This window comes from Streptomyces sulphureus DSM 40104 (assembly GCF_000381025.1).
GTDB lineage: Bacteria > Actinomycetota > Actinomycetes > Streptomycetales > Streptomycetaceae > Streptomyces > Streptomyces sulphureus.
This window is the reverse complement of sequence record NZ_KB905813.1, coordinates 844,856-865,610: the sequence shown is the minus strand read 5'-3', so window position 1 is coordinate 865,610 and position 20,755 is coordinate 844,856. Positions and strand designations below refer to the sequence as shown.

Annotated in this window: 16 protein-coding genes and 3 pseudogenes; 11 read left to right on the top strand and 8 right to left on the bottom strand. The window is 72.7% G+C overall.

Annotated elements, in window-relative coordinates; translation table 11 throughout:
- Positions 1–77: 77 nt before the first annotated feature.
- Together F603_RS36195 and F603_RS0103955 are read left to right on the top strand one after the other, a co-directional pair.
- Positions 78–206 (top strand): annotated as a pseudogene (locus F603_RS36195) (LacI family DNA-binding transcriptional regulator); the annotation flags it as partial.
- Positions 201–1,112: a substrate-binding domain-containing protein gene (locus F603_RS0103955; RefSeq protein WP_281168865.1), complete on the top strand. Its 912-nt coding sequence runs from the start codon at positions 201–203 to the stop codon at positions 1,110–1,112. The pseudogene F603_RS36195 and the gene F603_RS0103955, both read left to right, overlap by 6 nt.
- 312 nt (positions 1,113–1,424) lie before the next feature.
- Here the strand turns inward: F603_RS0103955 and F603_RS0103950 are convergent, their stop codons facing one another.
- Complete coding sequence (locus F603_RS0103950; protein ID WP_019544717.1) at positions 1,425–3,287, bottom strand: C69 family dipeptidase; 1,863 nt, start codon at positions 3,285–3,287, stop codon at positions 1,425–1,427.
- Positions 3,288–3,832: 545 nt separating this feature from the next.
- Here F603_RS0103950 and F603_RS0103945 point away from each other — a divergent pair.
- From F603_RS0103945 to F603_RS0103925, 5 genes are all read left to right on the top strand, one after another.
- Entirely contained in the window at positions 3,833–4,552 is a 720-nt protein-coding gene (locus tag F603_RS0103945) for a GntR family transcriptional regulator (RefSeq protein ID WP_019544716.1), read from the top strand.
- A gap of 62 nt (positions 4,553–4,614) precedes the next feature.
- On the top strand, positions 4,615–5,619 hold the full coding sequence (locus F603_RS0103940) for an ADP-ribosylglycohydrolase family protein (RefSeq protein ID WP_019544715.1): 1,005 nt from the start codon (positions 4,615–4,617) through the stop codon (positions 5,617–5,619).
- A gap of 67 nt (positions 5,620–5,686) precedes the next feature.
- Positions 5,687–7,189, top strand: coding sequence for a purine-cytosine permease family protein (locus F603_RS0103935; RefSeq protein ID WP_019544714.1), 1,503 nt, complete (start codon positions 5,687–5,689; stop codon positions 7,187–7,189).
- Positions 7,186–8,172, top strand: coding sequence for a PfkB family carbohydrate kinase (locus F603_RS0103930; RefSeq protein ID WP_019544713.1), 987 nt, complete (start codon positions 7,186–7,188; stop codon positions 8,170–8,172). The genes F603_RS0103935 and F603_RS0103930 overlap by 4 nt, the downstream gene beginning before the upstream one ends.
- 108 nt (positions 8,173–8,280) lie before the next feature.
- The gene (locus tag F603_RS0103925; protein ID WP_026328118.1) at positions 8,281–9,153 is read left to right on the top strand and encodes an SAM-dependent methyltransferase; all 873 of its coding nucleotides are present in this window, start codon (positions 8,281–8,283) and stop codon (positions 9,151–9,153) included.
- 308 nt (positions 9,154–9,461) lie between these two features.
- On the opposite strand, the gene F603_RS0103920 is transcribed toward F603_RS0103925, so the two are convergent.
- Both F603_RS0103920 and otnK read right to left on the bottom strand, forming a co-directional pair.
- Positions 9,462–10,103, bottom strand: coding sequence for a class II aldolase/adducin family protein (locus tag F603_RS0103920; protein ID WP_019544711.1), 642 nt, complete (start codon positions 10,101–10,103; stop codon positions 9,462–9,464).
- Positions 10,100–11,401: a 3-oxo-tetronate kinase gene (gene otnK / locus F603_RS0103915; protein WP_019544710.1), complete on the bottom strand. Its 1,302-nt coding sequence runs from the start codon at positions 11,399–11,401 to the stop codon at positions 10,100–10,102. Before otnK ends, F603_RS0103920 begins: the two co-directional genes overlap by 4 nt.
- Positions 11,402–11,592: 191 nt before the next feature.
- Between otnK and F603_RS0103910 the strand changes: the two genes are divergently transcribed.
- From F603_RS0103910 to F603_RS0103900, 3 genes are all read left to right on the top strand, one after another.
- Positions 11,593–12,975 carry a hypothetical protein gene (locus F603_RS0103910; protein ID WP_019544709.1) on the top strand — a complete coding sequence of 461 codons (1,383 nt, stop codon included), beginning with the start codon at positions 11,593–11,595 and terminating at the stop codon, positions 12,973–12,975.
- Positions 12,972–14,327 carry a GntT/GntP/DsdX family permease gene (locus tag F603_RS0103905; protein ID WP_019544708.1) on the top strand — a complete coding sequence of 452 codons (1,356 nt, stop codon included), beginning with the start codon at positions 12,972–12,974 and terminating at the stop codon, positions 14,325–14,327. Before F603_RS0103910 ends, F603_RS0103905 begins: the two co-directional genes overlap by 4 nt.
- A gap of 83 nt (positions 14,328–14,410) precedes the next feature.
- Positions 14,411–15,217 (top strand): DeoR/GlpR family DNA-binding transcription regulator, encoded by an 807-nt coding sequence (locus F603_RS0103900; protein WP_019544707.1) that lies wholly within the window; start codon positions 14,411–14,413, stop codon positions 15,215–15,217.
- Positions 15,218–15,278: 61 nt separating this feature from the next.
- Here F603_RS0103900 and F603_RS31530 read toward each other — a convergent pair.
- Positions 15,279–16,675: pseudogene (locus F603_RS31530) on the bottom strand (glycoside hydrolase family 3 C-terminal domain-containing protein); the annotation flags it as partial.
- Here F603_RS31530 and F603_RS33775 point away from each other — a divergent pair.
- Positions 16,675–16,854: pseudogene (locus F603_RS33775) on the top strand (substrate-binding domain-containing protein); the annotation flags it as partial. The pseudogenes F603_RS31530 and F603_RS33775 sit on opposite strands and share 1 nt — an antisense overlap.
- Positions 16,855–16,953: 99 nt before the next feature.
- Here the strand turns inward: F603_RS33775 and F603_RS0103885 are convergent.
- Genes F603_RS0103885 through F603_RS0103870 form a run of 4 tightly spaced genes read right to left on the bottom strand, consistent with a single transcriptional unit; the run spans position 16,954 to position 20,755 of the window.
- Positions 16,954–18,072: an acyl-CoA dehydrogenase family protein gene (locus F603_RS0103885; protein ID WP_019544704.1), complete on the bottom strand. Its 1,119-nt coding sequence runs from the start codon at positions 18,070–18,072 to the stop codon at positions 16,954–16,956.
- A gap of 1 nt (position 18,073) precedes the next feature.
- A complete protein-coding gene (locus F603_RS0103880) occupies positions 18,074–18,889 on the bottom strand; it encodes an enoyl-CoA hydratase/isomerase family protein (RefSeq protein WP_019544703.1) in 816 nt (271 codons plus the stop codon).
- Complete coding sequence (locus F603_RS0103875; RefSeq protein WP_019544702.1) at positions 18,870–19,832, bottom strand: acyl-CoA dehydrogenase family protein; 963 nt, start codon at positions 19,830–19,832, stop codon at positions 18,870–18,872. The genes F603_RS0103880 and F603_RS0103875 overlap by 20 nt, the downstream gene beginning before the upstream one ends.
- Positions 19,829–20,755 (bottom strand): acyl-CoA dehydrogenase family protein, encoded by a 927-nt coding sequence (locus tag F603_RS0103870; RefSeq protein ID WP_019544701.1) that lies wholly within the window; start codon positions 20,753–20,755, stop codon positions 19,829–19,831. Before F603_RS0103870 ends, F603_RS0103875 begins: the two co-directional genes overlap by 4 nt.

Sequence of the window (20,755 nt, the reverse complement as noted above, 5' to 3'; positions counted from 1 at the left end):
TTGCGCAACAATACGAGCGGGGTCCCCGGGGGTCAATGGTCTTCTGCTGTCGATAGACTGACGCCAGACGGCGGAAGGAGCAGAGCGTGACGTTGACGCACGTTGCGCAACAGGCGCAGGTGTCGGTCTCGACGGTGTCCCGGTACCTGCGCGGACAGCTCAGAGTGAATCCGGACACGGCCGCTCGCATCGACAAGGCGGTGAGCGACCTCGGGTACCCCGTCGCCGCTCCCCCGCCGGCACCGGGGCCGACGTCAGAACCCGTACGAGGGGGCGGTCCGGTCATCGCCCTCGTCGTCCCCGACCTCGTCAACCCGTTCTTCGCCGCCCTCGCCGAGGAAGCGGCCGCTGCCGCCACCGCCGACGGCGCCTCGCTCGTCGTCGGCGTCACCGGTCAACAGGCCCTGCGCGAAGCCAGGTTCAGTGACTTCGTGGCCTCCAGCGACGCGATCGACGGCCTGATCTACGTCGGCATCCACCGCCGGAACCCCCGGCTCTCCCGCGCCGTGGCCGAGGGCCTCCCCGTCGTGGTCCTCGACGAGGAGATCGCCAGCACGTCGGACGTGGACACCATCAGCGTGGACAACTACGGCGGCGCCTACCAGGCCGTCTCCTACCTCGCGCAGCTCGGACACCGGCGCATCGCCCACATCGCGGGGCCGCCGGAACTCTCCACCACCAGCGACCGGCTCCGCGGCTACCGCGACGCCATGGCGCACGCGGGCCTCGACGTCGACGAGAACCTGGTCCTCCACGGGCCCTACACCGAGCAGTTCGGGGCGAGCACCTTCCCCTACCTCGCGCAGGCGGAGAGGACCCCGACCGCCGTCTTCGTCGGCAGCGACATCGTCGCCGTCGGCATGCTCGGTGCGGCCGAGCTGCACGGCCTCCGTATCCCGGAGGATCTCTCGGTCGTCGGCTGCGACGGGATCCGCGTCGGCGAATGGCTGCGGCCCAAGCTCACCACCCTCCAGCAGCCCGTCACCGACCTCGTCGCCAGCGCGCTCGACCTCGTCAGGTCGCGGATCGAAGCGCCGGACAGGGAGCGCGTGGACAAGGTCTACCCGCTGCAACTCGTCATTCGCGGCTCCGCCGTGGCCCCGGTCGGCTGACCCGGGCCGGCCCGCTCTCCCCGAGCGTGCGGTCGCGGCAGTGCGCACTGCGGTTGCGTCGGGGCGATGGTCTCGGCGTGCGTACGGGGACTTACGGGGCCGGTGCCGGGAGCCGGTCGTGGCGGGTGGGGTCCGCTGTCTGTGCCTCCACCGGCGGCGGGTGAACTCCGCCTGTTCTGTACGGAGTTCACCCGCCGGCCGGGGGCGACGAGTCCGGGTCACCGGACCGTGCCGGTCCAGCAGCGCGCCGGTGCGTGAACTCGGCCAGGGGCCACGGGACTTGCCCGGCGCGCTCAGGGACGCGGTGCGCGGCTAGGCGCGCCGCCGCGACCGCCACACTGCTACGCCGCCGACGAGGAGCGCCGCCGCGGTCACGCCCCAGGGCGTCCACGTCCGCCAAGCCGACTCGGGCCGGTCGCCCGAGGCTTCCTGGTGGCCGGAGATGCGCGCCGAGGAGTAGTCGGGCACCTTGTCCGGGTCGCCGTAGTCGCCGGCCCTGTCGAGGGTGGAGCCGTCGGCCCAGCCGCCGCCGACGTCGCAGTGCATCCGGTCGCGGGAGGAGTCGCTGCTGCGCAGGCCCATGGACTGGGAGCGGGCCGATGCGGTGGTGCCGTCCTCCTGGGAGGCGTCTTCGGGTTCGTGGAGGCCGCCGTCGGCCCGGGACTCGGCGAGGACGTCGTCGAGCAGGTGGTTGCCCAGCCTGAGTCCGTCGAGCGCCTGGCGGTTCGTGTAGTCGGTGGCTTCTGCCGGGGTGGTGTCGGCGGTCTGCTGGAGCTTCCTCCACTCCTTGATCTGCTCGGCCTCGAACCCCTCGAACGCGTCAGTGACGTCGGCGAGGTACTTCTCCGGGCGGGCGCACGTGGCGTACATGAGGCGCTTGAACGTCTGGGTCGCCGACTCGGTCGCTTCCTGCTCGGCGTACTCGGGTTCGAGGTACTCGGCGGAGGCGCCGGCGGTCAGGTACCGGTGCTGGGTGTACTCGACGGGGAGGTCGCGGGTGCCGATCGACACCGGTATGTACGGGGCCGTCACGGCTGCCGTCGGGGCCATCCACAAGGTGGCGAGCCGCGGGTCGGGGAGGTCGGGGTCGATCTCGGCGACGTGCCCGTAGCCCGAGCGGTCGTCGGACCAGCGGGGGTCGCGGACGATCCGCATCATGTCCTCCAGCTTCACCCTGCCGAGTTCGGCGAACTCGGCCTCCAGCGAGACGGGGTTGCGGTACGGGGCCGCGTCCTTGGAGTCCGCCGTCTTCCCGACAGGAAAGGACTTGGTCGGGAACGGCTCCTGGTACACCTTTTGCAGGTCGAACTTCTCGTCCTTGTCCGGGTCGTACCAGCCCTGCTTCTCGGCGAAGGAGACGAGGTTCTTCGAGCCGACGAAATCGCGGTTCCCGCCGTCGACGGCGTCGGTGGGGAATTCCTTGATGTAGCCGGGGTAGGAGACGCGGATGTCGTCGGGGCCGAGTCGCTGGGCCGCCCAGAGCCCCTTGCCTCCTGCGAACTCCAGAAATACCCAGCCCTCGTTGCCGTCGGCGAAAAGGTGCGAGTTTCCGCCGTACGTCGTGTAGCCGTGGGTGTCGATGAGGTCGCCTAGGATCTGCACCGCCTGCCGCGCCGAGCCCGCACGTTCCATCGCGATCCTGGAAAGGTCGGAGTACTGCGGTCCCGTCTGGTCCTTCGGCGTCATGTCGACCAGTTCTTCGCGGGAGTTGGACCAGACGTCCCGCGCGGCCACCCCTTTCTCGTTGAGACCTCCGTTGGTGAGCGGGGCAGGCATGCCGGTGAATTCGGAGTAGTTGGAGGTGAGGTACCGGTAAGTGTGCCGCGCCTGCGGGATCTTGGTCAGCTTGCCGGGCATGTCGGCCTCTTCCGTGGCCCCCACGGTGATCTTGGAGCCCTTCGGGTGGTCCTGTGCCGGGACCACCTCCATCCAGTGGCTGGAAGGTTCGTGGCCGAAGCCGCCGAGCATGGTGTGACCGGTCGACGACCGGTTCTTGCCGACGTACACCGCGAACGACTTGTCCGGCTGCCGGAAGGTTTCCTGCTGTGCCCCTGTCGGCCGCTCGTGCTGCTCGTCGTCGGCGAAGGCGAGGGACGGCGCACCGAGCGCGGTGACCATCGTGAAGGAGGCGGCAAGGGCGGCAGAGGTGATCAGGCGGGCTTGGAGTCGGAGCATTTTCTTCCTGAGGTCGGGACTGAGCAAGGGTCGGTCGTGGTTCAGGCCCGACGGGGCTCCGCAGCACTGCATTTCGCGTGCGATCCGGGCGGCCGATTCCCAACGTTTGCGCAATCGGCGTCGGTCGTTTTCGGCATCGGGGGCGCTGCCCTGCCCGAGCCGACGATGCAGGCGGAGGTCTCATCCCGCGTCGCCCCTGCGAAGTCTCACTCATCGCCGATTTTCTCCTCTCCACGTATGCGGGAGAAGTGAGGCCGCCACCGGTGGGTGGCGAAGTCGGGTCGACGGAGCGGGCCGTCCCGGAACGCGAAAAAATGTGTCATGTTCCGGGAAACCAACGGGATTTGACTCTAGCAGGTGCCCGACCGGCGATCGAGGCAGGGACCAGCACTTTCACCGGCTTCGCCACCGAAAAGCCGCCCGATCTCCGCGAACTCCTCGCGGCGGAAAGGGAGTTGTTCGCCCATTCCCTACGCCCGCGAAAGCTGCGCAAGGTGTGACCCATACAACAGACAGGTCCGGACAGGTGCGTCTACCGTGCGGACATGTCCGAACAGGCACGCAAGCACCAGCGGGTGGCCCGCATCCTCGGCCGCGAGATCCGGGGCGGAGCCCTGCGCACCGGAAGCCGGCTCCCGGGAGAGCACGCGCTGACCCAGCGTTTCTCGGTGAGCCGGTCGACGGTCAGGGAAGCCCTTCGCTCCCTCGCCGACGAGGGGCTGGTGCGCACCCACCCGGGCATAGGCTCCTTCGTCAGCTTCGACGGAACACCGCTGGACAACCGGCACGGCTGGACGCAGGCCCTCACCGCACAGGGCGTGCCTCCCGAGACGACGGTGCTGCGTCTGGAGACCGTGGAGGAGCCCGCGCTCAGCACCCGACTCGGCCTGGAAAGCGCGCAGTTCCTGGCCGTCGACCGCATGCGCACCCTGCCGGACGGTGTACGGCTCTCCCTGGAGCGCAGCCGGGTGCCGCTCCACCCGGGCCTGGAGGAGGTGCCGGAGACCGGCCTCCTCGACGGCTCGCTCACCGCGACGCTCACGGCAGCCGGCCTCGTGGTGGCCTCCGGCGAACAGAGCGCCACCGCAGTGCCGTTGACGCCCGGGGACGCAGCCCAGTTGGAGCGTCCTGCCGGCACCACCTTCCTCCGCGTGACCCGTACCGGGCGCTCGCCCGTGGGAAGCGTCGTCGAGCACGTGGTGAGCCTCCTCGACCCCGAGCGGTTCGAGCTGCGCACCAGCTTCGGCGAGACCGAGCCCCCGTGACCGCGGCGACGACCGGACGCACCGACCATCCGACTCCCCAACGAACAGACGGAACACCGCACATGAACGACCCCCGCACCGACCGCGCTCTGGGCTCCCTCTACGGCCTCGCCCTGGGCGACGCGCTCGGCATGCCCACCCAGACCATGTCGCGCGCGGCCATCGCGGCCCGCTTCGGCACGGTCTCCGACTTCGAGGCGGGCCCGCCCGACAACCCTGTGGCCGCCGGGCTGCCGGCCGGCACCGTCACCGACGACACCGACCAGGCCCTGCTCGTCGGCCGCCTCCTCGCCGACGGTGGCGGCCACATCGACCCCGAGCGCTTCGCGCGGGCCCTGCTGGAGTGGGAGGCGGGGATGCGGGAGAAGGGCTCCCTCGACCTCCTCGGCCCCTCGACCAAAGCCGCGCTCGACGCGGTGGCACGCGGCGTGCCGGCCACCGAGACCGGCAGTACCGGCACGACCAACGGGGCCGCGATGCGCGTCACCCCCGTCGGAGTGGCGTTCCCCGTCCGCCCGTTGGAGGCGTTCCTCGACCGGGTCGTGGAGTCCTGCCAGGTCACCCACGACACCACGCTCGGCATCGCAGGCGCCGCCGCCGTCGCCGCCGCGGTGAGCAGCGCCGTCGACGGGGCGGACCTGGAGACGGCGATGGACACGGCCGAGGCGGCCGCCCGGGCCGGCGTCGCACGCGGGCACTGGGTGGCCGGCGCCGACATCGCGGCCCGCATCCGCTGGGCGCGGGACACCGTGGCGGGGCGGCCGGAGGCCGAAGCGCTCACCCTCGTCAGCGAGTTGATCGGCACCAGCGTCGCCAGCCAGGAGTCGGTGCCCGCCGCTTTCGCCGTGCTCGCCGTCACGGGCGGCGACCCGAAGCGCGCCTGCCTGCTCGCCGCCAACCTCGGCGGCGACTGCGACACGATCGGCGCCCTCGCCGGGGCGGTCGCCGGTGCCGTCACCGGCCTGAGCGGGCTGCCTGCGGACGCGGTGGCAATGCTGCGCTCCGTCAACGACCTCGACGTGGAGCCACTCGCCGCGCGCCTGCTCTCCCTCCGCTCGAACGGCTGAGCCGACGCCGGACCGCACATCCCGAGGAGCCCGCTCCTCGCTTCTTGCCTCGTAAGGAGGTTGGGCCATGGCTGACTCGAAGAGGAGTGAGCTCGCCGGCGCCGTGGAGACCCGCGGCATCGAGCCCGTCCCCGACAGTGAGCGCCGCGGTCACGCGAGCCAGATGTTCTGGACGTGGTTCGCCGCGAACATCTCGCTGTTGGGGCTGCCGCTGGGGGCCACTCTCGTGGCGTTCCGCGGCCTGAACATCTGGCAGGCCGTACTCGTCGCGTTCGTCGGGGCATTCGGGTCGTTCGCGCTCGTGGGTGCGTTGAGCATCGCGGGGAAGCGAGGTGGGGCGCCCGCGCTGACGCTCTCCCGCGCGGTGTTCGGCCGGCGCGGCAACACCGGGCCGACGCTGGTGACGTGGATCAGCCGGGTGGGCTGGGAGACGGTCAACACGACCACCGCGGCGTACGCGCTGCTCTCACTGCTCGCGATCGTCTTCGGCGTCGGCCAGAACACCGTTCTGACTCTGGTCTGCCTGCTGGTCTTCATCGCCTGCACGCTGCTGATCAGCGGGCTGGGACACGCCGTCATCATGTGGATCAACAGGTGGGCCACATACGTCTTCGGGCTGCTCAACCTGTTGGTGATGGCCTTCCTCGTGGCCACCGTCGACTGGGGCGAGGTGGTCGACGCTCCCGCCGCGCCGCTGAGCTCCGTCGTCGCGGGGGTCGGTGTGATCGCCGCGGGCACCGGTATCGGTTGGGCCAACGCGGGCGCCGACTACGCCCGTTACCTGCCGCACTCGGTGCCCGGCGGGCGGCTGGTGGTCGCCTCCGCCTGGGGCGCGGGCATTCCGCTGGTGCTGCTGATCTCGCTCGGCTCGCTGCTCTCGGCGGGCGACTCCTCGCTCGCCGCGGCGTCCGACCCGGTGGCCGCGATCGACGCGATGCTGCCCTCGTGGATGTCCGTCCCCTACCTGGTCGCCGCGTTCGGCGGACTGCTGCTCTCCAACCACCTCTCCGTCTACTCGGCAGGGCTGACGCTGGTCACGCTCGGCGTGCGGGCGAGGCGGACCGTCGCCGTCGGCATCGACATCGTCATCACGTTCGCCGGCGGCATCTACTTCATGCTCATCGCCGAGGACTTCTACGGTCCTTTCACGACGTTCCTCACCCTCCTCGCCGTGCCGATCACGGCCTGGGTCGGCGTCTTCGCCGTGGACATGCTGCGTCGGCGGGTGTACGACGCGGAAGCGCTGATGGAGCCGCGGCGCGCGGGCCGCTACTGGTACAACGGCGGCTTCGCCTGGTCGGCGTGCGTCTCGTGGGCGGCGGCGATCGTGGTGGGGCTGCTGCTGACCGAAGCGAAGACGAGCGACGCCGACGTGTGGTTCTCCGGACCCTTCGCGCACAGCTGGCTCGGTAGCAACGGGCTGGGCTGGGTCGTGACGTTCGTGGTCGCCGCCGTCGCCTACAGCCTGCTGCTGCCGCTCGACCGCGCCGTCCGCGCCGAGGCGCTGCGCCGCGACACGGAGACCGCGGACGCGGAGGGACCGGCCGCCGAGAAGGAGGTCTCCGCATGAGTGCACGACTCGTCCTCGCCGGCAGCGTCCTCGTGGACATGGTGCTGCGCGTGCCCCGACTGCCCGAGCGCGGCGGCGACATGCTCGCCTCGGACGCCGGCCACCGGGTCGGCGGCGGGTTCAACGTCCTCGCCGCCGCCCGCCGCCTGGGGCTGTCCGCCGTGTACGGGGGCGGCCACGGGAGCGGCCCCTTCGGGGACCTGGTCCGCGCTGCGCTCGACGCGGAGGGCATGCGTCCGCTCCTCCCGGCGCGCTCCGACCGGGACACGGGGTACTGCGTCGCCCTCGTCGACTCGGGAGGCGAGCGCACGTTCGTGACGGCCTCGGGCGCGGAGGCCGCGCTCACCTCCGAGGAGGCGGCGAGGTTGGCCGCCTGCGTACGCGCGGGCGACCTCGTGCAGCTCTCCGGCTACGGGCTCGCCTACCCCCAATCGGCGCCCGCCCTCACGGAGTTCGCCGCGGGTCTTCCCGAGGGTGTCGTGCTGTGCCTCGACCCGGGGCCGCTCGTCGCCGAGATCGATCCGGTGCGTCTGGAGCGGGTACTCGCCCGCGCGGACTGGCTGAGCTGCAACCGGCGGGAGGCCGGGCTGCTCTGCGGCGTCACCGAAGGGGGCCCGGCCGCCGAGGAACTGGCCCGCGGACTGCGGCCGGGCGCCGGTGCCCTCGTGCGCGGGGACGCCGACGGCTGCTGGCTCGCGGGCGGCAGCCGTCGCACGGGCGGGGGCGCCGTGGCGGTGCCGGGGCGTCCCGTCGAGCTGGTCGACAGCAACGGGGCGGGAGACGCCCACGTCGGCGCCTTTCTCGCCTTCCTCGGGCTGGGTGCCGCACCCCTCGACGCGGCACGCGGCGCCAACGTCGCCGCCTCGGTCGCCGTCACCCGCCGCGGCCCCGCCACCGGGCCGACGTCCGCCGAACTCGCCCCGCTTCTCGGCCCGGAGGACCCGCTCACGGCGCTGCTGGCGGACGCGGCGACGGAGGCGTGAGGCCGGACGGGTCCGGCGTTCCCACAACCCCCAACACCTGCAATTTCACAAGAACTTGATAGTGAGGGAAGGTGTCCCTCACTAGCACACGGTCGAGAGGAGCCGCAGATGGGAGACCCTTCCGGTTGGATGAGCACGAGCGGCCCGGGGCCGACTGCCGCGAACGACGTCGCGGACCGGGGCGAGCCGCAGGTGGCGCGGATGTACGACTACTACCTGGGCGGCAAGGACCATTTCGAGGCCGACCGGCTCGCGGCCGAGGAGGTGCTGCGCACCGCCCCGAACAGTGCCAAGTTCGCCCGGGCCAACCGGTACTTCCTCCAGATGGTCGTCGAGTACCTGGCGCGTGAACAGGGCGTCGACCAGTTCCTCGACATCGGGACGGGTATCCCGACGAAGCCCAACACGCACCAGGTCGCCCAGTACCACCGGCCGCACGCGCGGGTGCTCTACACCGACAACGACCCGATCGTGATGACGTACGCCGAAGCGCTGATGACGAGCACCCGCGAGGGACGCGTCGACTACATCGAGGCGGACCTCAGGCGACCGCAGGACATATTGGGCCACCCCTGCCTCGCCGGCCCCGAGCCGGTCTTCGACCTGGAGCGGCCGGTCGCGGTGTGCGCCGTGGCGATCTTCCACTTCGTCACCGACGAGCACCGGCCCGGCGAACTGCTCCGCACGATCATGGAACCGATGCCCTCGGGAAGCTTCCTCGTCCTCTCGCACACCACGGAGGACTTCGACGACGCCATGAAGGAGGCCGCCGAGGTCTACCGACGCCGCAAACTGCCGGTCCGGCTGCGGTCGGGCGCCGAGGTGGAGGAGATCGTCTCCGAGGCCGGTCTTGAGCTGCTGGAGCCCGGAGTGCGCCCGCTCAGCCGGTGGTGGCCCGGACGCCCTGCCCGACTGGCGCCGATACCGCTCTACTCCGATGCGGAGGCGTCCTGCTACGGACTGTTGGCACGGAAGCCGTAACGGGTCGAGCGGCGTTCGTCGGGCCGGTGCCGCGCCCGGCGGCGCCCGGGGCCGCGACGTCCGCGCTGCGGCAAGCAGGCGGTGTGCGGCCGGAGTTCGTTCCGTCTCCGCGGGCGCCGTCTGCGTGGCATGTCCGGGGTGCGCGAGAGACCGACGGCCGCCGAGCCGACCTCTGGGTCAACAGACCGGCGGAGAGAGGCGGCCACGGCGGAATGAGTGAGCCTCCCGCATCGGCAGCGCCCGCCGCAGGCGCAGTTGAGGCGCCCCCACCGCAGGGGGGCGGCCCCTGGGACCGCCCCCGCTCGGGTTCAGGCGGCGTCCCACTCGGTGCCGTACCGGGCGGCCAGCGCACCGGCCTCCTCGGGCTCCAGCAACCGCGGCGCTCGCGCGCCGAAGAGCAGCAGCAACCCTGCGACCTCCTCCAACTCCACGGCCGCATCCACCGCCTTCGCCAGCGAGACACCCGCGGTCACCGGACCGTGGTTCTGCAGGAGCGCGGCACGGAAGCCGAAGGCGAGGCGCTCCATCTGCTCGGCCTGCTCGGCGTCGCCGGGTTCCGCGTAGGGGATGAGCGGGGTCTGCCCGACGCGCATCACGAAGTACGGCGTGAGCGGCGGCACCGCGCTCCGCTCGCCCCAGGGAGGCAGGCAGCTCAGCGCGGTCGCCTGCCGCGAGTGGAGGTGGACGACGGCCCGGGTGCCGGCGTCGCGGCGGTAGAAGGCGCAGTGGAGGGGGTACTCCTTCGACGGCTTCGGGCCGTCCACGTGCCGCCCGTCCAGGTCGAGTCGGCTCAGCCGCTCCGGGTCGAGCGAGGCGAGGTCCGCGCCGGTGGGCGTGATGAGCATCCGGTCGCCTTCCCGTACGCTCAGGTTCCCCGACGAGCCGGGGCTGAGCCCGAGCGCCGCCAACCGGGCGCCCGCCGCGGCGAGTTCGTGGGCCTGTTCGCTCACGACAGCTCCTTCCAGGCGGCGGTGAACAGGTCGACGGCGCCGAAGTTCCCCGATTTCAGTGCGAGATCGACGAGCACGCCCGTCTCGGCGGCACCGTCCTCCTCGCCGTACGGGTAGGCCTCGGCCGTGGCCCAGGAGACACCCGGCCCGAGCGGCGCACCCATCCGCAGCGCGCGCACCCCGAGCGCGGTGACGACGGCGCCCGAGGTCTCCCCGCCCGCTACGAGGAGGCGGGTGGCGCCCCGGCGCACCAGCAGCCGTGCACACCGGGCGAGCGCGGACTCCACGAGTTCGGCGGCCGGAACGCCGGGCTCGGCGCCGGCGGGCTCGACGTCCCGCTCCTCGCCGACGGCGTAGAGCAGCGGGGGCTGCCCCGGACGTTCGGCCCAGCTCCGCTCGGCGAATTCGACGAGGGCTGCCACCTCAGCGTCGAAGTCCCGCCGCAGCGCGGCGAGGTCGAGCTTTCGGTGCGGCAACCGTGCGGCACCGTGCGCGACTTGGGCGCGCGTCGCGGCCGAGGCGCTCCCCGAGAGGACGACGCCCTTCGCGTCCGGCGCCGGGTCGGCGGCGGAGGCCCGCGCCTCGTCGGCGCCGGAGCGCGGGCCCGAGAAGCCGAGCGCGAGTCCGGCGCCGCCGGTGACGAGGGGGAACGACGCGGTGGCGGCCGCGAGCGTGCGCAGGTCGTCGTCGGTGGTGGCGTCGGCGACGAGCGCACCGTCCGCGAACTCGGGCTCCGCAAGCCGTGCTTGCACCGCCTCGGCGCCCGCGCGGACCGTCTCGTGCGGCAGTTGCCGCACCGTGCGTGCGGTCTGCGGGGCGAGCAGCCGCACCAGGTGGGAGTCGCGCATCGGCGTGAGGGGGTGGTTCCGCATGGGGCTCTCGTCGAGCAGCTCGTCGTGGACGAAGAGCCGTGACCGGTAGACGGTGCGGCCGGTGGCGGGGAAGGCCGGCACCACGACGGTGCGCGCGGCACCGAGCTCGTCGAGGAGCGCGTCCATGACGGGGCCGATGTTGCCCTGCGGCGTCGAGTCGAAAGTGGAGCAGTACTTGAAGTAGAAGCGCTCGCACCCGGCCTCGACCAGGGCCCGCAGCGCGGCGAGCGAGTCGGCGACCGCCTGTGCCGTGGGCGCGGTGCGGGACTTGAGCGCGACGACGAGCGCGTCCGGGTCCGCGTCCGCCGGCGGGGGCGGTTCGGGCACGCCGACGACGACCCTCGTCCGGAAGCCCCGGGCGACGAGCATCGTGGCGAGGTCGGTCGCGCCGGTGAAGTCATCGGCGATGGCACCGAGCGTCGGCATCGGCCCTCCCTTGAGTCGGCGCGGCTCCGGCCGCGGGGTGCCCCGCGGCCTGGTTCGTTCGCACCGTTGTGCTTCGTGGTTCTTCGTACGTGAAAAAATGTTACCAGGGTTGACGCTGTTGTTAATCGCTGCGTAGCTTTTGTTCATCGGGGATGAGGACCTGCTCTCCCCGATCACCGTCGAGGAGCCCCATGAACGTGCACCGTCTTTTCTCCGACGCGGGTGACCGTCCCGTCCGCTACGCCCTCTCCGGCGCAGGCGGCGGATTCGCCCGCACCCTGCTCGCGCAGACCCGCCTCATCCCCCGCCTCTCGCCCGCCGTCCTGTGCGACGTCGACCCGGCGCGGTTGCGTGCGCTCTGCCTCGAACTCGGCTACGCCGACGAGGAGTTGCAGTCGTGCGCGACCGCAGCCGAGGTCGCGGGGGCCAACGACGCCGGGCGCATCGCCCTCGTCGCCGACGGGACGTTGCTCGTCGCCGGCGAGTGGGACGTCCTCGTCGAGGCCACGGGCGACCCGGCCGGCGGCTGCTCCATGGCGCGGGACGCGCTCACGGCCGACCGCCATGTGGCGATGGTGAGCAAGGAGGTCGACTCCGTGGCCGGCCTGCACCTGGCGGAGCTGGCCCGCAGGCGGGGCGTCGTCTACACGCCCGCGGGCGGTGACCAGCCCGCCAACCTGATCGGCCTGGTCACCTGGGCCGAAGCCCTCGGCCTGGAGATCGTCGCCGTCGGCAAGTCCACCGAGTACGACCTGGTCCTCGACCCGGCCACGGAGACGGTGACCCAGCTCGACACCACGGTGCCCGCGCCGGGCCTCGCCGCGCTCCTCGACCTCGGCGACGACGTGCGCGCGACGCTCGAAGCCCGCGCCCGCACCGTCGCGGCGCTGCCCACGGGCGCGACGGCGGACTACTGCGAGATGGCCGTCGTCGCCGACAACACCGGCTTCGCGCCCGACACCGAGCGGTTGCACTACCCCGTCCTGCGCATCGCCGAACTCGCCGACGCCTACGCGCTCCGCGAGGACGGCGGCGTCCTCTCCGCGCCCGGCGCCGTCGACGTCTTCACCGCGCTGCGGCTGCCCGGCGAAGCCTCCTTCGCAGGCGGCGTCTTCGTCGTCGTGCGCACCGGCGACGCGGAGACCTGGCGGACGCTCGCGCAGAAGGGCCACGTCGTCAGCCGCGACGGCCGCTACGCGGCGATCTACCTGCCGTACCACCTGATGGGCGTGGAGACCCCGATGACCCTCTTCTCCGCCGTGCTGCACCACCGCACCTCCGGCGGCGCGACCCCGCGCAGCACCGCCGTCCTCGCCGGGCGGGCCTCCCGCGACCTGGCGGCGGGCGCCCCGCTGACGATGGGCGGCCACCACCACGACGTCGAAGGCGTGCGCGCGGTACTGCTGCGCGCCGAGGACGCCCCGGACCGCGTGGCTCCGCTCTACCTCGCCGCCGGCGCGACGGTGCGGCGCGACGTCCCCGCAGGTGAGCTCCTCACCCTCGACGACCTCGAAGGACCGGACGCCGGCCTGGTGTCCGCTTGGGAGGCACGCACCTCCGGAGAGCCCGCATGAGCGCCGACGTCCAGCACCTGCTCCTCGCCGCAGCGGCGATCGTCGTACTCGTCCTGCTGATCACCAAGGCGAAGCTCCACCCGTTCCTCGCGCTCGCCGTCAGTGCGCTGGCCCTCGGCTTCGCCAACGGCATCTCCCCCGCCAAGACGGTCGAGCACTTCGAGACCGGCTTCGGGGACGCGCTGAGCAGCACGGGACCCGTGATCGGACTCGGCACGCTGCTCGGCGGCATCCTGCTCGGGTCCGGCGGAGCCGACCGGATCGCGACCGCCTTCATCGGCGCCCGGCCGGTCAAGTGGGTGCCGACGGCGATCGCCGCCGCCGCGCTGCTGATCGGCATGCCGCACCTCTTCGACGTCAGCTTCGTGATGCTCGTCCCGCTGGTGTACGCCGTCGCCCAACGCACCGGCTCGCACCTGCTGTTCGTCGGGCTGCCGATGGCCGCGGGGCTGTACGTCTCGCACGGGCTGCTGCCGCCGCACCCCTCGCCGACCCTGGCCGTGGGCGCCTACCACGCCAGCACCGGGCTCACCCTGCTCTACGGCCTGATCATCGCGATCCCGCTGGCGGCGGTGAGCGGGCCGCTGCTGACCAAGGTGGCGAGCCGCTGGTTCGGTCCGGCGCCCGACCTGACGAAGGGCCCCGTGCCCGACCCCGGGCCCGCGCCGCGCGAGGGCAAGCGTCCGGTCTCCCTCACCATGGCGCTGATCACCGTGCTGCTGCCGGCCGCACTGATGCTCACCGGCACGCTGGGCACGGCCGTCACGTCGGAGGGGTCCTGGGCGTACACGCTCTTCGAGGCGTGCGACACCCCCGTCCTCTCCCTCATCGCCGCCGTCGTCTTCGCGTTCTTCGCGCTCGGCATCCGGTCCGGCTTCGGGCTCGACCAGTTGCAGAAGATGGCCGCGAAGGGTCTCGGCCCGGTCGGCACCATCGTCCTCATCCTCGGTGCGGGCGGTGCGCTCAAGGAGGTGCTCTCGGCGACCGGCGTCGACGACGTCATCGCGCACTACGCCGTCGACTGGTCGATACCGCCGCTCCTGCTCGCCTGGGGCGCGGCAGCACTGCTGCGGATCTGCCTCGGCTCGGCAACCGTGGCGACCGCCGCGGCGACCGGCATCGTCGCCCCGCTCGTCGGGACGTACCCCGGGCTCTCGCCCGAACTCCTCGTGCTCGCCACCGCGTCGGGTGCCGTGATGCTCTCGCACGTGAACGACTCCGGGTTCTGGCTCTTCAAGGAGTACTTCCAGCTGAGCATCGCCCAGACGTTCCGTACCTGGACGCTGATGCTGTCGCTCCAGTCGGTGCTGAGCCTCGGCGGCATCCTGTTGCTGAGCACGGTGGTCGGCTGACGGGCGGGAGCCGGCCTCCGGCACTATGAGAGCGCACACCCCCGGGCCACCGCCCACGACCACCAGGACGGAGACGACACGGCATGGGTTCCTCCGGAGAGCCGCCGCTGATCCCGGATCAGCGACGCGAACTCCTCTTGAAACACCTGCGCCGCGACGGCGTGCTGAGCGTCCAGCAGATCACCCAGATCTTCGGCGTCTCGCACATGACGGTCCGCCGCGACATCGCCGAACTGGAGAGCCGTGGACTCGTCTTCACGGTGCCCGGGGGCGTCCGGATCGCCAGTCGGCTCCACTCGGAGCCGAGCTTCCAGGACAAGTCCGTCGTCGAGCAGCCGCAGAAGCATGCGATGGCGCAGGCGGCCGCCGAGCTGGTGCACGACGGCATGACCGTCTACCTGGACGCCGGCACCACCCTGCTGGCGATGGTCCCGCGCCTCGCCGAGCACGCCGAACTCACCGTCGTCACCAATGACTTCGGCGCTGTCGAGCAGCTCTTCCCCGCGAGCCACCTGACGGTGATACACGTCGGCGGCCAGGTGGAGCCCGACAACCACTCCAGCGTGGGCCGCCTCGCCGCCGCGACCATCCGCCAACTCGCCTTCGACGTCGCCTTCGTCAGCACCAGTTCGTGGGACCTCGTCCGCGGGGTGACCACGCCCTCCGCGCCGAAGGTCGAGGTTAAGCAGGCCGCGATGGCGGCGGCCCAGCAGTCGGTGCTGGTTGCCGGGTCGTCGAAGTACGGCACCTTCGGCATGTACAAGGTGGCCGGGCTCGACGCCTTCGACACCGTGGTCACCGACGCCTCCCTCACCGAGGCGGCGGCCCACGGCATCCGGTCCGCCGGGACCGACCTGACGCTCGTGGGGGCCGGACAGGCAGAGGTGTGACGGGTCCGGCGCGGCGCTCCGCACAGGCGGCTTCGCGCACCGCCGCGCCGCGGCGTGACCGTCAACGGTCCGTGGCAGGTGGCGCGGACCCGAACTCGACGCGTATCCCGGGGTGCAGGCGGCGACGGTGGTCCACCTGCCGGACGGCTCCGGTGAGGCGCACGTGCGCCGTCAGGCGCGGGTCCGTGCTCGACGCGCCCAACCGCAGCTCCAACTCGCCGGGTTCGACGATCCGGTGCCCGTCCCGGCCCGTGAAGGAAGCGAGGTCGACAGGGACGGTCAGGTGGACGCGCGCCGACTCCGCCGGGGCGAGGTCGAGGCGGACGTAGCCGATCAGGCGCTGCACGGGCTGGACGACCGAGGCGACCGGGTCGTGGAGATAGAGCTGCACGACCTCGGTGCCGGCCCGGCCGCCGACGTTGCGGACGGTGCAGGCGAGCGTGAACTCACCGTCGGTCGCGGCTTCTTCCGTGCCCACGTCGAGGGCGGACCAGGCGAAGGTGGTGTAGGTCAGCCCGTGCCCGAAGCCGAACGCGGGGGTCGGATCGCTGCTGGAGACCTCGCTCGCGTGGCCGAGCCGGGGCTCCAGATAGGTCGACGGCTGCGCTCCCGGCAGCGTCGGCACGCAGACGGGCAGGCGCCCCGAGGGAGCGACGCGCCCGCTGAGGACGGCGGCGAGCGCGGGAGCGCCCTCCTCGCCGGGGAAGAAGGTTGGCACGAGCGCGGCAGCCCGCGTCGCCGCCCCGCCCAGTGCGTACGGGCGGCCGGCGAGGAGCGCGACGACGACCGGTGTCCCGACGCCCAGGAGAGCGTCGAGGAGCGGCTGTTGGGCGCCGGGCAAGGCGAGGTCCCCGGCGTCGCAGCCCTCGCCGCTCGTCCCCCTGCCGAAGAGGCCCGAGCGGTCACCGAGCGCCGCGATCACCAGGTCGGCGTCGCGGGCGACCGAGACGGCCTCGGCGAAGCCCGCGGTGTCCCCGCCGTCGCTACTGGTGCCCTGCACGGTGACGATGTCGCTCGCGGGGAACTCCGCCGCCAGCGCCTCCCGCAGCGTGGGCAAGGCGATGCCGGGCGGGGTGTGCGGGTGCCGCGCTCCGACGTGGACGGGGAAGGAGTAGCAGCCGAGTACCGCTGTCGGGCTGTCGGCCTGCGGCCCGATGAGCGCGATACGGCCGGGAACGGCGCCGTCGGCGAGCGGAAGGGTCCCGTCGTTGCGGAGGAGCACGACGGCCCGCTCGGCGACGCGACGGGCTTGGCGGGCGGATCGAGGTCCACGCTTCCGCGCGGGTCCTCGGCGCAGGGGTCCGTTCCGGCGAGTGCGGGCGGCAGCGGGTCCCAGTCGCGGTCGAGCAGCCCCAACCGGGCCCTCTGCGCCAGCACTCGGCGCACGGCGCGGTCCACCAGGGACTCGGGAACCAGGCCGTCGGCTACGGCGCGGCGCAGCGGCTCGCCGAAAGCACGTCAGCGTCGCCCGGTGGGCGAGTCCAGCGCTCACCACGGTGCACCAGCCGCTGCAGCGGATGGCGGAGGAGGCCGTCCAACTCCTGCTGCGCCTGCGGGTGGAGGAGCCGGTGACCACCAGGCTGGAGCTCGCCACCAGCCTCGTCGTGCGCAAGAGCACCGCGCCGCCGCGCCCGTGACGCGGGGACGGAGTCGGACACGCGCCGCCGGGCAGGAGGTGCCCGCCGGGCGGTGCGCACCCGGTTGCAGGCGCAACACGACAGGGCTGCCCCCGTTGCTCAGCCCGCCAGTCCGAACTCCTGCCGCGCAATCAGGCCGCGCATCACTTCGGAGGTGCCGCCGCCGATCGTCTCCAGGATCGCCTGGCGCCACATGAACTCGACGTCGGTCCCGCTCACCAGCGCCTCGGGCGAGTCGAACTCCGCGGCGGCGCGGGCGATGTCCTGCGCGAGGAGCGTGCCGGCCAGCTTGTGGTGCGCGGCGGGCACAGCCGAGGGCTGCCCGCTCGTCACCTCGCCGAGCAGCGCGAGCGCCAGTGCCTCGACCTCCGCGACACGCACGGCGAGCTCCGACAGCCGCCGCCTCACCAGCGGATCGTCGGCGAGCCCGGCCGACTCCGTCCAGTCGACGAGGTCTTGCAGGTCCCGCCGGAGCCGCTTCGGCGGGAACTGGACGTGCCGTTCCACCGCCAGCGCCGAACTGACCACCTGCCAGCCCTCGTTCTCCGCTCCCACGCGGTCGGCGGACGGAACCCGCACCCCGTCGAAGCGCACTTCGTTGAGGCGCCCGCCGTCGAGCGTCGGGATCGGCGAGACGTGCACGCCCGGGCTGTCCAGCGGGACGATCAGCACGCTGAGCCCGCGGGACCTGCTCTGCGGCGTGCCCGTACGACACAGCAGCCAGATGTAGTCGGACCAGTGCGCGTTCGACGTCCAGCACTTGGCCCCGTCGACCACGTACTCGGAGCCCTCGCGCCTGGCGCGGGTGCGTACCGCGGCCAGGTCGGAACCGGCGTCCGGCTCGGAGTAGCCGAGGCAGAAGGCGGTCCTCCCCCGGGCCAGGTTGTCGAGGAACCGGCCGCGCTGCTCGGCCGTGCCGTGCGTCATGAGCGCCTTGGCCACCAGCCCGGGGCCCATCGGCGGACGTGCGACCCTCGCGTACGCGAGCTCGTCCCAGAGGAGGAACTCGTAGGCGGGCGGGAGGCCGGCGCCCCCGAACTCGGACGGCCAGGAGAGCGAGAGCCAGCCACGCGCGCCGAGCGCCCTGTAGACCCGGCGGACACCGTCCGCGGTGTCCGTTCCGCGGTGGAAGTAGCCGTCGACGCCCCGGTGTTGGTCGAGGAAGCCGAGGATCTCGCCGCGGAACGCCTCCTCCTCGCGGGTGAAGCCGAACTCCATGTCACTCCCCCTCGGGCGTGGCCCAGCGCGGTTCGCGTCCCTCGCTGAACGCCTTGGGGCCCTCCCTGGCGTCGGGGTGCGCCCAGTGCATGCGGAGGAGCGCCCAGCCGTACTCGTTCGCCTGCGTGTACCCCATCTCCAGGGAGTTCCAGACGGCCTGCTGGGAGAGCGACACCGCGGCGGGTGAGTTGCGGACGATGGCGCGCGCCATCTCCTCCGCCGTGTCCAGCAGTGCGTCGGGCGTGGTGAGTTCGTCGACGAGGCCGAGCTGGTAGGCGCGTTCCGCCGGCATGCGGTAGCTGCGGCCCAGCAGCGTCATCCGCAGCGCCGAGCCGAGGGGCAGCCGCTTGGCGAGGCCGATGTTCTCCATGGCGCCGACGAGGCCGACGTTGACGTGCGTGTCCATGAAGGCCGCGTGGTCGGCGGCGACGACGATGTCGGCGTCGACGACGAAGTGCAGCCCGGCGCCGGCGACCAGGCCGTTGACGGCGCTGATCACCGGCTTCCACACCCGGTTCTGCCGCGGCGACCAGTACACCTCGTCGGTGAGCGGCCCCGTGCCCGTGCTCATCCCGCCCCGCTCCGCGACGACGTCCATGTCGGCGCCGGTGCTGAAGTGCCGCTCCCCCGCGCCGGTGACGACGGCCGCGCGTATCCAGGGATCGTCCCGCACCTCCCCCCAGACCTCCCGCATCCGCCGCATCATCGTGCCCGTGAGGGAGTTGCCCTTGTGGGGGCGGTTGAGGGTGAGGTACGCGACGTGGTCGCGCTTCTCGAAGAGCACCTCGTCCGCGGTCTCATCCGGTGTGTCCACCATTGCCGACCTTCCCGTAGTACCTCGCGAGTGCCTGCTCGCGCCACGTCTCCGCGTGGCCGGGCAGGGTGGCCAGCCGCCTGATCCGCTGTGCGACGTGGCCGACGGGGCCCTCGACGGTGTAGCCGAGCGCCCCGTGCACCTGGTGGGCGACGAACGCCGCTTCGACGGCGGCGCCGGACGCGGAGAGCCGTGCGGCGGCTGCCATGGCGCCGGCGTCGCGATGGGCGCCGTCGAGGGCGGCGGCCGACATCGCCAGCAGCTTCTCGGAAGCGCTCAGCGCCAGTCCCGCGTCGACGACGGGGTGCGCGACGGCCTGGAACGTGTCGAGCGTGCGACCGAACTGGACGCGGGTGCGGGCGTGTTCGGCCGCCGCGTCGAGCAGCCGCCGACCCGCCCCGCAGAGGTAGGCGGCGAGCGCGACATGCGTCAGCGCCGTTGCGCCCGCGGCGCGCTCGAGGGGCTCCCCGCGCCGTAGTTCCACCCGTCCCCACGGCTCCCCGCCGAGCGTCCGCACCGGCTCCACGGCGCCTGTGGGGTGCGCCGACCACGCCCGGGCGCCGTCGGTCTCGACGAACACCCCGGCGAGCGGTGCCCACGGCAGCAGCGGCGGGGCTCCGCAGGCGGCGAGGGTGCTGCCCTGCGCCACCGCTGCTGCGGAGTCCGCGGGGAGGGCATGCGTGGCGAACACCGTGCCGGCGAGCGGCCCCGGGGCGGCGGCCCTGCCGAGTTCGGTCGAGGCCGCCGCGATCTCGCCGGCCCCGCCGCCCTCGCCCGGTACGGCGAGCGACAGCACCCCCAACTCGGCGAGGCCGCGCCAGAATTCCCAGGGGAACGCGTCTCCCTCGCCGCGCTGCACCCCGTCGGTGCAGTGGGCCGTGCAGTACCGGCGGACCGAGTCGGCGAGGGCTGCCTGCTCGGGGGTGCGGGTCAGCGGGACGCTCATGCCGTCGCCGCCCAGCGGGACTCGGAGACGGCGCGGCGGTGCGCGCGCAGCCCGCCGAGCTCGGCGCGCAGGGTTTGCAGGCGCAGCGTCCACAGGTGCAGGTCGTCCTCGACGGTCAGCCCGACGGCGCCCTTCAGTTGGTGGGTCTCTCTGGTCAGCCGGTGGAGCGCCGCCGTGGTGTGGGCAGCGGCGACGGCGGCCGCCTCCGGGGGTGCGCCGAGGTGGGCCGCCTCGTAGACGAGCCAGCGTGCGCCCTCGACGCGTACGCTCAGCTCGGCGAGGCGGTGCTGCAACGCCTGGAGGGAACCGAGCGCGCGGCCGAACACCCGCCGGGTACGGGCGTGTTCGACGGTGGTGTCCAACGCTCTGCGCATCATGCCGACGGCTTCCGCCGAGAGTCCGACGCGCCACCAGGCGAGCATCGTCGCCGCTGTGCCGGGGCCCAGCTCGTGCCGGTCCGCCGCGGCGACGCGGGCGAGCGGGTAGCCGTACACGGTGGGCTCGGGTTGGGCGCGGGTCGGGTCGAGCCGGGCGACCTCGCACCGGTCGGCGCCGGCCACCAGCATCCGCGTCGCCGTTCCGCCGTACCGCACGGGGCCGGTGTCGCCGGCGACGGCGAGGACGGTGGGCCCCTCCCCCGGGCCGAGTCCGAGCGCGGGCGAGACCAGGAGGTGCGGTACGGCTGTGACGGCGCCGAGTTCCGCCGCTGTCCGCTCGACGGCGAGCGTGGCGCCCAGCGGCCCTGCCTCCTCGGTCGCGTACAGATCGAGGAACCCGCCCTCGCGCAGGGCGTCCTCCAACTCGTGGTCGTAAGCGGCACGTTGGGCGAGTTCCCGGCTGCGTCCGGTGCCGGCTCGCCGGCTCAGCAGTACGCCGAGCGCGTCCAGCAGAGCGCGCTGGGTCGGCGACGGCTCGAAGTCCAT